Genomic DNA, 12,334 nt, shown 5'->3' on the forward strand with positions numbered 1-12,334 from the left:
AAATTTAACTATATATACTCTACGGAAATTAAATTGCTTAAAATTGACACAGAAAGTCACTCAAAAACATTTTCTCTAGGTATGATTAAGTTATGCTTATAGTGGTAACTCTATAGATGTCTTGTATATTCTTAATGACAGAGCACAAATGATTAGTTAGAGTGCTTATTTCTGGTCAAGCTATTGGCAGTTATTCTTAAATCACTTTATTTCTCAGTTCTAGGTTCGGAATTATTGATGAGTCATCAAGATCACAGCCCATCGAAGCGCCGTTTTATACAGGGCGCAGCTGCAGTTATGTTACTGAGCGTCAGCCCATTCGGTTTTTCTGCAAATAGCAGCGTCATCGCTGTGCGTATTTGGCCTGCATCAAGCTATACCCGAGTTACGCTAGAATCCAGCGTCCCGTTAAAGTATCGCCAGTTTGTGCTTAATAACCCTGAGCGCATTGTTGTCGATCTTGAAGGGGTGCAGTTAAATAATGTGCTTAAACAGATGGGGACTCAGATCCAAACTCGTGACCCGTATTTGAAGTTGGTTCGGGTAGGGCAGTTTGATCCTCAAACGGTTCGTTTAGTTTTTGAAGTAAAAAATAGAGTTAGCCCTCAGTTCTTTACGATAACGCCTGTTGGTGAATTTAAACATCGTTTAGTGCTTGATTTTTATCCGGGCAAAGGTGTCGATACCAATGATGACCCACTGTTGGCATTACTTGAGGATTACAATAAAGGTGATCTCGAAGAAAACATGCCAGCTCAAGCTAAAAAACCAGGGAAGGCGGGAAGGGATCGCCCGATTATTATTATGATAGACCCGGGACACGGTGGTGAAGACCCAGGTGCGATAGGGAAATATAAAACGCGAGAAAAAGATGTCGTCCTGCAAATCGCACGTCGTTTAAAAGCATTAATTGATAAAGACCCTAAAATGCGGGCTTATATGACACGAAATGAAGACGTTTTTATTCCGTTGAAGGTTCGTGTTGCGAAAGCAAGAAAGATGCAAGCAGATTTATTTGTTTCTATTCATGCTGATGCATTTACTAATCGTTCAGCACGCGGTTCCTCTGTCTTTGCTTTATCAACGAAAGGGGCTACCAGTAATACGGCTCGCTATCTTGCGCAAACTCAGAATGAAGCTGACTTAATTGGTGGGGTAAGTAAGAGTGGAGATGTATATCTTGACCATACAATGCTTGACTTGGTCCAAACGGCAACGATCAATGATAGTTTGAAGTTTGGTGATGAAGTATTAAAACTCATGGGTAAAGTCAATAAATTGCATAAGAACAAAGTTGACCAAGCCGGGTTTGCGGTACTTAAAGCGCCTGAAATACCATCAATTCTAGTTGAAACCGCATTCATTAGTAATTTAGAAGAAGAGCGAAAGCTTAAAACAGCTAAGTTCCAGCAACAAATGGCTGAATCTATTTTTGAAGGGGTTAAAGCCTATTTCCGCAATGGTGGAGAGCTAGCTATTCGTAACTAATCGAGTGAGCTATTAGGTATATGTTGATATAAAGGTGATGAACTAATTTGTGAGTCGCCTTTTTTATTTGCATAAATAAAAAAATAAGGGTTTATACAGGATAAAGACTAAAGGTGATTTGCTATTCAAGGAAAGAAACTAAGAAAGAATTGGTTGCGGGGGCTGGATTTGAACCAACGACCTTCGGGTTATGAGCCCGACGAGCTACCATGCTGCTCCACCCCGCGACTGAAGAAGTAAAAAATTGGTTGCGGGAGCTGGATTTGAACCAACGACCTTCGGGTTATGAGCCCGACGAGCTACCATGCTGCTCCATCCCGCGACTGAATTTTTACATCTTTATACTGCTGACTACTTTTAATACTTTACTGATAAAATCAGTAATTGGTTGCGGGGGCTGGATTTGAACCAACGACCTTCGGGTTATGAGCCCGACGAGCTACCAAGCTGCTCCACCCCGCGTCCGATTCGGGCACTATACTCGGGATGAGATCTGATGCAAGTTTTTTCGTGTTTTTTTTTCAAATTTCAGCATCTACAGAACAAAATCCGCACTGAATGTCTACTTTTTAATCTTTGGTGGGAGTATTGAGAAAAATAACTGAACTAAATATGTTTACTCGTTTCATTCCCAATTTGGGTTTGCTATTGTGCGTTTCATATTGGATTGTTGGATGCGCTTGGGTGGTGGAGAATGAATTTAGGACTGACAAAAATTGTAAATAAGCGAGCAGTAAAAAATGGGTTGGTAATCAGTGTGTTTTTTTCTTTATTGGCAGGATGCCAAACTCATCCAACGGATAAAGGCCAACAATATAAAGATGGGCGTTTAGTACAAGACCTGCAAAAAGTTAACCAAGTGAATGTTCAAGGTCGGCCTATTAATGCACCTGATTTTAATCAACAAGTTGTTGAGATCAAAAATGCATCCCCCCGTTTATTTCAAAATAACAGCGATACCTACCATGCTATCGAGAATTGGTTAATGGCGGGGGGAGAACCTGCGAAATTAGCTAATTTCAATTTAACAGCTTTTCAAATGGAAGGAGCTGATAATTATGGGAATGTGCAATTTACTGGTTATTACACGCCTGTTATCGAGGCTAGACGCGTCCCACAAGGTGAATTTCGTTACCCTCTATATGGTATGCCACCGAAAAGAAAATCCCGCTTACCTAGCCGAGCAGCTATTTACAATGGTGCATTGAGTGATAATTTAATTTTAGCTTATAGTAACTCTGTCGTTGATAATTTTATGATGGAGGTACAAGGAAGTGGTTATGTTGACTTTGGTGATGGCAGCCCACTGAATTTCTTTGGTTACGCAGGTAAAAACGGTCATGCATACAAAAGTATCGGTAAAGTGCTTGTTGATCGTGGAGAAGTACCATTAAACCAAATGTCTTTGCAAGCTATCCATGATTGGACAAATAACCACAGTGAGCAAGAAGTTCGCCAATTATTAGAAGAAAACCCATCGTTTGTTTTCTTTAAGCCTCAATCATTTGTCCCTGTTAGGGGGGCGAGTGCAGTACCTTTAATTGCTAAAGCTTCAGTGGCATCAGATAAAACATTAATTCCGCCTGGGACCGCATTACTTGCAGAAATCCCCGTATTAGACGGTAATGGTAAATTTACGGGGCAGTATGAAATGCGTATGATGGTTGCCTTAGATGTCGGAGGGGCAATTAAAGGACATCATTTTGATATTTACCATGGAACGGGCCATGAAGCTGGGAAAATGGCAGGTTTTTATAATCATTATGGGCGAGTTTGGGTGTTGAAAAAAAGCCAACCGCTTTTTGGTACAATGTAGTTAACGTTTTAACTAAGGTTGTTTGTTATTATGCAAGCTAAGCTTTCAGATGCTTGGATGCAGCGTTTTGCTGGGATCGGGCGTTTATATGGGCAACAAGCCCTTCATCTTTTTGCACGATCTCACATTTGTGTTATTGGTGTCGGTGGGGTTGGTGTATGGGCAGCTGAGGCGCTAGCTCGTTCAGGTATTGGTTATATTACTTTGATTGATATGGATGATATTTGTGTAACCAATACAAACCGCCAATTACATGCAATAAAATCGACAGTGGGCTTACCCAAAGTTGAAGTCATGAAAAATCGCATTTTGGAAATAAACCCTGAATGTGTAGTGAATGTGATTGATGATTTCATCACTGTTGATAATGCTGCTCAATACCTTAGTACGGGGTTTGACTATGTTATTGATGCGATTGATAGTGTTAGGCCAAAAGCTGCACTGCTAGCGTATTGCAGGCGCTTTAAAGTCCCTGTGGTAACGACCGGGGGAGCCGGGGGGCAGATTGACCCCACGCAAATCCAAGTTTCAGATCTCGCAAAAACTATACAGGACCCATTAGCTGCCAAACTACGTGAACGTTTGAAATCTGATTTTAATGTCGTGAAAAATGGCAAAGGCAAGCTTGGTATTGATTGCGTTTTCTCAACTGAGCAATTAGTTTACCCGCAAAGTGATGGGACGGTGTGTGCCGCTAAAAGCACCGCCGAGGGTTCTAAGCGTATGGATTGCGCAGCAGGTTTTGGCGCAGTAACCATGGTAACTGCGAGCTTTGGCTTTATCGCAGTTTCTCATGCACTCAAAAAAATGGTTGCAAAAGCACAAAGGCAGGCAAGTCAAAGTGAGTAAGAATAGGAAGAGGCCATAAAATAGCCTCTTTCTAGCATTGATTATGCTGGCGTCATTTCACTGGCAATATTTTGAATTGCACTAATGAGTGATTGAATGCCATTTTGGCGGGATTCACTTAGCTGTGCCGGTAAGCCAGTTTGGGTGAGTAAATCATTAAAATTAATATCTATGATTTCCTGCGCTGTTTTTTGTTCTACCGCCGCGAGTAAAATGGTAAATAAACCTTTTACTACACGCCCCTCACTATCACCATAAAAGTGGAACGTATTATTATCATTGAGCAGTGCACCTATCCAGACGCGGTTTTCACAGCCTTTAACCTCTTGAGTTTGTTGCTTTTCATCGTCAGTTAATGGTGGTAACTTTTTAGCAAGCTGGATGAGCAAACGATACTTATCTTCCCATGCTTTGTACGTTGAAAATTGTTCAACTATTTCTTGAATTCCAATCTCTGTACCAAAAGGGTGCGGAGCAAAATCATGTTTAGTCGAAGTCATTAGGCTTCCTTCTGTATCTTTAGTCTTCATTTAATCATTTAGTATAGAAAGTGAGAGTGTGACTGCATCGATAAACTTATTGATGTCTTGCTGGTTGTTATAAGGCATTACTGAAATGCGCAAACACCCACTAATATTCAATGCATCCATTAAGGGTTGGGCACAATGCTGACCATAGCGTAATGCAATATTTTGCTCGGTCAAGAGGGTACCTAAATCGCTATGATGAATATCTTTAAAATTAAATGATAATAAAGGGGAGTGAGAAGGGTGATAACTCATAAAGTTGGGGAGTAATGACAGCTTCTCGTAGGCGTATTCCACCAAGGAACATGCATAAGCTTCAGCAGAAGTTAAATCGACACCTTCTAGCCACTTAAGGACAGCAGAAAAGGCAATGACGCCAGCAATATTTGGTGTTCCAGCCTCAAAACGCTGTGGGATAGGCGCAGGGGTAAAATGGTCAAATGTGACATCAGTCAGCATTTTACCTCCTCCGTGCCAAGGGCTCATTTGTTCTAATAGCTCAGTTTTCGCATAACAAACCCCAAGCCCTGTAGGGCCATACAATTTGTGGGCTGAAAATGCGTAAAAATCAATATTCAGCTTTTTTACATTTATTGGGCTATGTACTACACCTTGTGCTCCATCAACCAGAACAAGTGCCCCAACTTGGTGAGCCAACTGAGTTATAGCATGTAAATCAGTTTGATATCCCGTTACATTGGACATTTGTGTGATAGCAACAAGTTTGCTTTTTGTGGAGAGCTTTGATTTGAGCACATCAAGGCTTAATGTTAAGTCTTTTTCAACAGGCCATTTAATTATTTTAGCGCCAGTTTGTTGAGCTAGCATAATCCAAGGTAATAAATTTGAGTGATGTTCGATTTCACTTACAATAATTTCATCACCGGGTTGTAATCTTGAGCGAAAATAACACTGAGCAATTAAATTGATTGATTCAGTAGTTCCACGCGTCCAGATAATATTTTTTTCGCTGGGGGCATTAATCAATTTGGCAGTGCGGACACGGCCTTGTTCATAGTCACGAGTTAATTTTAAGGCGTCAGGGGATTGGCCCCGATAAACAGAACTACCTGATAAACGGTAATAATTATTTGAAGCATCGATCATGGCTATGGGTTTTAATGCGGTAGCTGCGCTATCAAAAAATAGAGTCGATGAGTCTAAAGCAGGAAATGCGAGACGAAATGAAGCGGCGCTAAAATGGTCCATGAGTTCTTTCTTTTAGTCAAAATTTATCTGTTATTGGCTATTGCTGAGTGTGGTGTAATTTGATTGTACATTTATTAGTACATTTATAGTTATTTTTTTGATTAATTTAAACATATCATTTTCAACCTAAGCATTGAAATATTTTGTTACGTTTGGTATTAATTGTTATCAATTATCTAGAGTGTGTTTTTTAAAATGATTTAGCGTTTTGCATTACAATGCAATCCTTTTTATTCAGAAATTATTTTATTGATATCCTTTACGAACATATTTCAAGAATTATCTTAAATATCTAACTGAAAGTTTTTTCGGTACACTAGTAGTTATCTATAGATTATTGTATTTATTACGTTAAATTGCTTAGGTATTTATTGTTAGTGGTTTAAATAAATAGCAAAAAAAAGCACCGCGCGTTGGCGGTGCACTATAAAAATCACTATGGACAGACAGGGTAAATGTACAGGAAGTGAAAAAACAGTAGCAAAGCTACAAAGTCTGGCTGAACCAGACAACTTGCAAACACAACATCACAACCACAAAGCCAAAAGTTCCAAAGTAACTAAACTCTGTAACTTTTCGTTCCGGCTTAGGAAGTGTGCATACTATAGGTATTTACTGGCGTATCCTCAAGGGACAAATTATAATGCTTCGGATGAAAAAAACTAATGAATAACAATATGCCAAGTAGAAGTGATTATGTCTAAAAGATTACCGCCTCTGAATGCACTGAGAGTCTTTGATGCAGCAGCTCGTCATTTAAGTTTTACTAAGGCTGCAGAAGAATTATTTGTAACGCAAGCTGCTGTTAGTCACCAAATGAAAAGTTTGGAGGATTTTCTTGGGCTCAAGCTGTTTCGCCGACGTAATCGTTCATTATTATTAACGGAAGAAGGTCAGAGCTATTATCTTGATATTAAAGAAATTTTCTCTTCTTTAAATGAGGCGACACGCAAGCTTCAAGCGCGAAGCGCGAAAGGGGCTCTAACAGTAAGTTTGTCACCAAGCTTTGCTATCCAATGGCTTGTACCAAGGCTTTCAGGCTTTAACCAAGCTTATCCTGGTATTGATGTAAGAATACAGGCTGTGGATAGAGAAGAAGATAAATTGGCAGATGATGTTGATGTCGCTATTTTCTACGGTAGAGGAAATTGGTCAGGGTTAAGAACGGATCGGCTGTATGCTGAATATCTAATGCCAGTATGTTCACCATCGTTATTAACAGGTGATAACCAACTTAAAAATCCCGAAGATTTAGCAAAACATACGTTACTTCACGATTCTTCTCGAAGAGACTGGCAAGCGTATGTTAAACAACTAGAGTTACAGAATGTGGTCAATGTACAGCAAGGGCCTATTTTTAGTCATAGTGCTATGGTTATCCAAGCTGCTGTACATGGGCAAGGTATTGCATTAACAAATAATGTGATGGCCAAAAATGAAATTGATGCAGGGCGTTTAGTTTGCCCCTTCAGTGAAGTATTGGTGAGTAAAAATGCATTTTATTTAGTCTGCCAAGAAAGCCAAGCAGATTTGGGCAAAATAGCGGCATTTCGCCAGTGGATCTTAGGGCAAGCAGCGAGTGAACAAGAAAAATTAGGCTTTATTACGGGTGACCAAGATGTGGCGCTTATTCAGTAATCAAGTAGTTAAATAAAAAGGTGTTACTGTGAATAGTCGTTTGATGTTAATTTTTGCTGGGATTAGTGGCTTCTTTACTGTTGCTTTTGGGGCTATAGGCTCTCATGCGTTGTCGTCAATCATGAGTGTCCACCAAATGGACTGGATTGAAACAGGCTTACGTTATCAGATGTTACATACTGTTGCGCTTATGGTGTTAGGTGCAGTTTTATTGCGTAAAGTGGTTCTATGGTTTTACTGGTCAGGGGTATTTTTTTCAGTTGGCATACTTCTTTTTAGCGGTAGTCTTTATTGTATGGCCCTATTGCAGGTAAAATACTTTTCTTATTTTACGCCAATAGGGGGAGTATGTTTCCTGATTGGCTGGCTGTTAGTAGTAATTGGCGCTATGCGTCTAAGGAAATCGGCGTCACGTAATGAGTAATAAAATTGCACTATATTGCCGTCCAGGCTTTGAGAAAGAGTGTGCAGCAGAGATTACAGACAAAGCCGGGCAAAAAGAAATTTATGGTTTTGCTCGGGTAAAAGAAAATAGTGGTTATGTTATTTTTGAGTGTTACCAAGCAGAAGATGCAGATACACTCGCGCGGACGTTGCCTTTTCGAGAGTTAATTTTTGCTCGTCAAATGATTGTGGTGGGGGATTTACTAAAAGATCTGCCGCCAGAGGATCGTATTACCCCGATTATAAAAGCGCTGAGCCAGCAAGTTGCTCGAGCGGGTGATATTCGTGTTGAAGTGGCAGACACGAATGAATCTAAAGAGTTAATGAAGTTCTGCCGTAAGTTTACGGTGCCTTTACGTAATGCGTTACGTAAAGAGAAAATTTTACTTCCTCTTGAAAATTTTAAGCGCCCAGTGATCCATGTATTTTTTATTGCTCCGGGTTGCTGTTATACAGGGTATTCCTATACCAATAACAGTTCGAATTTTTATATGGGTATCCCGCGATTAAAATTTCCATCAGATGCGCCAAGTCGCTCAACATTAAAACTCGAAGAAGCTTTTCATGTATTTATTCCGTATGAAGAGTGGGAAGAGCGGTTAGCAAGCGGTATGAACGCAGTTGATTTAGGGGCATGTCCGGGAGGTTGGACATACCAATTAGTGAAGCGCAGTATGATGGTCCATGCCGTAGATAATGGCCCAATGGCAGAAAGCTTAATGGATACTGGGCAAGTTAAACACCACCGAGCTGATGGTTTTAAGTTTCAGCCAAGTTCACAAAACATTACTTGGTTAGTATGTGATATGGTTGAAAAACCGGCGAAGGTGGCTGCACTGATGACTGATTGGCTAGCACAAGGTTGGTGTCGGGAAGCTATTTTCAATCTCAAGTTGCCAATGAAAAAGCGTTATGAAGAAGTTTCACATATTCTGGAAAAGATGAAAACACAGCTAAAAGAGCAAGGTGTGAATGTGTTAATTCAAGCTAAGCAACTTTATCATGACCGAGAAGAAGTCACTGTACATGTGATGAGAATTTGGTCTGCCAACCCAATGGCGCGTGAATATTACTAGTTAGTGTACTGCCATTCTAAAGGCCGCCAAGTGTGGCCTTTTTTGTGTGTTTATTTAGTGTAGTAACGTAGTTGATTTAAATTACCTTGCAAAGCTATATCTGTTTTTAATGTTGCAATATCACGGCAAATCAATGCAATTTGCTGCTGATCGACTAACTTTTTTTGCCATTTTTCTTCTAGTTCCGATAAATGAGCAAATAAATTTTCAATTGAATGATATTGTTGTAAAAGCTGCGTTGCACTTTTAGGGCCAATCCCTGCAACCCCAGGCACTTTACTACTGCTAATACCGGCAAGCCCCCAGTAATCAGGGAGTTGCTCAGGTGTAACGCCAAATTCCTTCTCAATAAACGGAACATCGAGCCAGCGTTTTTGAAAATAATCACGAATTCGAATATTCGGAGATAATAATTGGCAATAACCTTTGTCTGTGGATACGATGGTAACTGTATGCCCCGACCCAGCAATGCGTGTTGCTAAGGTCGCCGCTAAATCATCTGCTTCATCTCCTTCAGATTGCCAGCAATGTATCCCCTTTTCTTGGAAAAGAGCAATGAGAGTTGGCAGTTCAGCTTGTAAATCCTCAGGCATAGGCTGTCGACCCGCTTTGTAATCGGGTAGTTTTTCATGACGCCAACTTTGATGCCGCCCTTCCTCATCAAATACCGCCACAATATGAGTTGCAGCGGTATGATTTAATAATTGGGATATGGCAGATAAGCAGGTTTCACCACACGGGCTTCCTTGCACCGCATGGATGCGGCGTATTAAGTTTAGTGCATCAATAATTAATAAATGGATCATAAATACGCCATACTTAAAATGTTTATCCTTACTTGTAGACCATACTTATTTTACAATTTCGTAGCAAGGCTCATAAGCTGTACCACCTGGTAGCTTCATGCGGTGCTGTTCTACGAAGCCTTGCAGTAAAATATCCATTCGTTTCATGAGTTCGGTATCACCGTGGATTTTAAATGGCCCGTGCTTTTCTATTGCCTTCATACCAAACTCTTTTACGTTACCAGCAACAATCCCAGAGAAAGCGCGGCGTAAATCAGAGGCCAGTTTTTCAGGTTCTTGACCAGGATGAAGGTTCAATGAAGCCATATTTTCATGCGTTGGTTCGAATGGGTGTTGTAAATCTTGAGCAATTTTAATTGACCAGTTGAAGCTATAGGCATCACCGGTGCTACGGCGGTTCTCTTTAACTTTTGGCATGCTTTGCTTCATTACTCGGGCGACTTCTTGGGCATCGTCAATAATGATTTGGTAATGCTTACTGGCATCTTCACCTAAGGTATGACGGATAAAATCATCTAAAACGGTAAAATATTCAGCACTTTCTTTTGGACCCGTTAAGATAAGCGGCAGAACTTGTTCGCTGTTGGCTGGGTCCATTAAGATACCCAGTAAGTAAAGTAGCTCTTCAGCAGTTCCTACCCCCCCAGGGAAAATAATAATGCCGTGGCCTAATCGAACAAACGCTTCTAAGCGTTTTTCAATGTCAGGCATAATAATCAGCTCATTTACCAGTGGGTTAGGTGGCTCTGCGGCAATAATTGATGGCTCTGTTAAACCAATAAAACGGCTATTTTTATACTGTTGTTGAGCATGCCCTACAGCAGCACCTTTCATTGGTGCTTCCATTGCTCCTGGCCCACAGCCAGTACAAATATTGAGCTCACGTAAGCCAAGTTCGTTACCAACTTTACGACCATACTGGTATTCGATTTCATTAATGGAGTGACCGCCCCAGCACACAATCATGCTTGGGTCTTCATCAATATGTAATGCGCGGGCATTACGCAAAATGGAGAAAATCATATTAGTAATATGAGCTCCATTTTCAAGGTCTAAATGGAATTGTTCTTTTGCGTAGGTAATTTGTGCATGAACGAACAGGATATCACGTAATACTGAGAATAGGTTTGCTTGCAATGTACGGATGATTTTACCGTCAACAAAGGCTTTTTCTGGCGGGTCTATAAGTTCTAGTTTAACACCGCGCTCACGACGTAATACATTGATATCAAAATCTTTGCTTTTTTCTAATAGCTCTTTACTGCTATCAGTAAGGCTGCCTGAGTGTAGAACGGCTAAAGAGCAATTTCTAAATAATTGGTACAAATCGCTACTGGCCGTACGTTTTAGCATATCAACTTCAAGTTGAGATAGTAGATCCATAGATCCTAATGGACTGATATGAGTAATCAAGTAGTACTCCTTTACCCAGTGGGTTCTTGATATGTGAATTGTACTGTAAATGCATGGGTAACATTTACTTTCAATTGTTTTTCAACTACATGGATACTTATTGCCGTGCTAAACGACCTAATTCAGGCGTAAAATCCTCATTACTTCGCCATGGGTTAATATCAAGCCCTCCACGGCGAGTATAACGTGCATAAACACTTAATTTATCGGGTTTACACAGTTGTGTAATATCATTAAATATACGTTCAACACATTGTTCATGAAACTCATTATGATGGCGAAATGAAATTAAATAACGTAATAGGGCTTCACGATTAATTTTCGCACCGCAATAGTGAATTTGTACGGAGCCCCAATCTGGTTGATTAGTAATTAAACAATTTGATTTTAACAAATGGCTAACTAAGGTTTCTTCGACGATATCTTCTTGCGTACTATTTGCTAAGTAGTCACGGTTAAATTCATAATTATTGATATCAATTTCCTGATCATCAATACATATCCCTTGCAATGGTTGGATAGGTTGATGGGAAAAATCATCTAATTTATAAAGTGTAACGCTAACCTTACCATTAGCACAGCGGCTTAAATCATTTTGCAAAACGCTTCGCACATTTTCCCAAGTTTCAAAGCATGTTTGGTTAAAGCTGTTGAGATATAGCTTAAAACTTTTGGATTCAATAAGGTTTTCACTATGGGCATCAACACTGATTGAACCAATCGCAACTTGAGGGACACCACGTTGGTTTAGCCAAGAAAGCTCGTACATTGTCCAGATATCTGCACCATGAAAGGGAAGAGCATCAGCGTAGATCGCTAAAGGAGAGCGATTTAGGCTGCGAGGAACGGCTTGGAGTAATGTTGCATCATATTGGTCATGATAAGCCGTTTTTTTCCCTAACGTTAAATTATCAAGTGCGGGATTATTCTGGTAGTGTGACATATTGGTCCTTGTACTTCATAAACGAGAATGAGGTTAAAAGGCAGAAACTGGTACATTTTATTCGCCCGTAAACTTCTGCCATAATACCATTTATCCACCTTGTTGACGTCTTTCAATTTAACGCA

At 40.2% G+C, this 12,334-nt stretch carries 11 protein-coding genes and 3 tRNA genes; 6 read left to right on the forward strand and 8 right to left on the reverse strand.

Translation table 11 applies throughout. The features are described from left to right. The first annotated feature begins 237 nt into the window (after positions 1–237). Complete coding sequence (amiC, locus tag M1F14_RS07925) at positions 238–1,488, forward strand: N-acetylmuramoyl-L-alanine amidase AmiC (RefSeq protein WP_042845973.1); 1,251 nt, start codon at positions 238–240, stop codon at positions 1,486–1,488. A gap of 150 nt (positions 1,489–1,638) precedes the next feature. On the opposite strand, the gene M1F14_RS07930 is transcribed toward amiC, so the two are convergent. From M1F14_RS07930 to M1F14_RS07940, 3 genes are all read right to left on the reverse strand, one after another. Then, positions 1,639–1,715: transfer RNA gene (locus M1F14_RS07930), tRNA-Met, on the reverse strand. 18 nt (positions 1,716–1,733) lie between these two features. Further along, positions 1,734–1,810, reverse strand: a tRNA-Met gene (locus tag M1F14_RS07935). A gap of 63 nt (positions 1,811–1,873) precedes the next feature. Further along, positions 1,874–1,950 (reverse strand) — tRNA-Met (locus M1F14_RS07940). 232 nt (positions 1,951–2,182) lie between these two features. On the opposite strand from M1F14_RS07940, the gene mltA reads away from it, so the two are divergent. Both mltA and tcdA read left to right on the forward strand, forming a co-directional pair. Further along, entirely contained in the window at positions 2,183–3,304 is a 1,122-nt protein-coding gene (gene mltA, locus M1F14_RS07945) for a murein transglycosylase A (RefSeq protein WP_048606311.1), read from the forward strand. A 30-nt stretch (positions 3,305–3,334) separates the two neighbouring features. Further along, positions 3,335–4,153: a tRNA cyclic N6-threonylcarbamoyladenosine(37) synthase TcdA gene (tcdA, locus tag M1F14_RS07950; protein ID WP_042849006.1), complete on the forward strand. Its 819-nt coding sequence runs from the start codon at positions 3,335–3,337 to the stop codon at positions 4,151–4,153. Between the two features lie 41 nt (positions 4,154–4,194). On the opposite strand, the gene csdE is transcribed toward tcdA, so the two are convergent. Next, complete coding sequence (csdE, locus tag M1F14_RS07955; RefSeq protein ID WP_048606312.1) at positions 4,195–4,653, reverse strand: cysteine desulfurase sulfur acceptor subunit CsdE; 459 nt, start codon at positions 4,651–4,653, stop codon at positions 4,195–4,197. Between the two features lie 30 nt (positions 4,654–4,683). Beyond that, positions 4,684–5,889 (reverse strand): cysteine desulfurase CsdA, encoded by a 1,206-nt coding sequence (gene csdA, locus M1F14_RS07960; protein WP_042849003.1) that lies wholly within the window; start codon positions 5,887–5,889, stop codon positions 4,684–4,686. A 696-nt stretch (positions 5,890–6,585) separates the two neighbouring features. Between csdA and M1F14_RS07965 the strand changes: the two genes are divergently transcribed. The 3 genes from M1F14_RS07965 to rlmM are packed head-to-tail and all read left to right on the forward strand — an operon-like array spanning position 6,586 to position 9,047. Next, positions 6,586–7,527, forward strand: a complete 942-nt coding sequence (locus M1F14_RS07965; RefSeq protein ID WP_042849002.1) for a transcriptional regulator GcvA — start codon at positions 6,586–6,588, stop codon at positions 7,525–7,527. Between the two features lie 28 nt (positions 7,528–7,555). Beyond that, positions 7,556–7,951: a DUF423 domain-containing protein gene (locus M1F14_RS07970; protein ID WP_042849001.1), complete on the forward strand. Its 396-nt coding sequence runs from the start codon at positions 7,556–7,558 to the stop codon at positions 7,949–7,951. Continuing rightward, positions 7,944–9,047, forward strand: coding sequence for a 23S rRNA (cytidine(2498)-2'-O)-methyltransferase RlmM (rlmM, locus tag M1F14_RS07975; protein WP_048606315.1), 1,104 nt, complete (start codon positions 7,944–7,946; stop codon positions 9,045–9,047). Before M1F14_RS07970 ends, rlmM begins: the two co-directional genes overlap by 8 nt. A 50-nt stretch (positions 9,048–9,097) precedes the next feature. Here the strand turns inward: rlmM and xni are convergent, their stop codons facing one another. From xni to queF, 3 genes are all read right to left on the reverse strand, one after another. Then, positions 9,098–9,853 (reverse strand): flap endonuclease Xni, encoded by a 756-nt coding sequence (gene xni / locus M1F14_RS07980; protein WP_042848999.1) that lies wholly within the window; start codon positions 9,851–9,853, stop codon positions 9,098–9,100. Positions 9,854–9,898: 45 nt separating this feature from the next. Next, the gene (ppnN, locus tag M1F14_RS07985) at positions 9,899–11,266 is read right to left on the reverse strand and encodes a nucleotide 5'-monophosphate nucleosidase PpnN (protein ID WP_042848998.1); all 1,368 of its coding nucleotides are present in this window, start codon (positions 11,264–11,266) and stop codon (positions 9,899–9,901) included. A gap of 97 nt (positions 11,267–11,363) precedes the next feature. Then, positions 11,364–12,209, reverse strand: coding sequence for an NADPH-dependent 7-cyano-7-deazaguanine reductase QueF (queF, locus tag M1F14_RS07990; protein WP_042848997.1), 846 nt, complete (start codon positions 12,207–12,209; stop codon positions 11,364–11,366). Between the last annotated feature and the right edge of the window lie 125 nt (positions 12,210–12,334).

This window comes from Providencia sp. PROV003, from assembly GCF_045040775.1.
In the GTDB taxonomy this organism is placed as follows: domain Bacteria; phylum Pseudomonadota; class Gammaproteobacteria; order Enterobacterales; family Enterobacteriaceae; genus Providencia; species Providencia huashanensis.

What these genes read in the sequence shown, in the direction of transcription:
- amiC (WP_042845973.1), top strand. Translation starts at nt 238, where the DNA reads ATGAGTCATCAAGATCACAGCCCATCGAAGCGCCGTTTTATACAGGGC.
- mltA (WP_048606311.1), top strand. Translation starts at nt 2,183, where the DNA reads ATGAATTTAGGACTGACAAAAATTGTAAATAAGCGAGCAGTAAAAAAT.
- tcdA (WP_042849006.1), top strand. Translation starts at nt 3,335, where the DNA reads ATGCAAGCTAAGCTTTCAGATGCTTGGATGCAGCGTTTTGCTGGGATC.
- csdE (WP_048606312.1), bottom strand. Translation starts at nt 4,653, where the DNA reads ATGACTTCGACTAAACATGATTTTGCTCCGCACCCTTTTGGTACAGAG.
- csdA (WP_042849003.1), bottom strand. Translation starts at nt 5,889, where the DNA reads ATGGACCATTTTAGCGCCGCTTCATTTCGTCTCGCATTTCCTGCTTTA.
- M1F14_RS07965 (WP_042849002.1), top strand. Translation starts at nt 6,586, where the DNA reads ATGTCTAAAAGATTACCGCCTCTGAATGCACTGAGAGTCTTTGATGCA.
- rlmM (WP_048606315.1), top strand. Translation starts at nt 7,944, where the DNA reads ATGAGTAATAAAATTGCACTATATTGCCGTCCAGGCTTTGAGAAAGAG.
- xni (WP_042848999.1), bottom strand. Translation starts at nt 9,853, where the DNA reads ATGATCCATTTATTAATTATTGATGCACTAAACTTAATACGCCGCATC.
- queF (WP_042848997.1), bottom strand. Translation starts at nt 12,209, where the DNA reads ATGTCACACTACCAGAATAATCCCGCACTTGATAATTTAACGTTAGGG.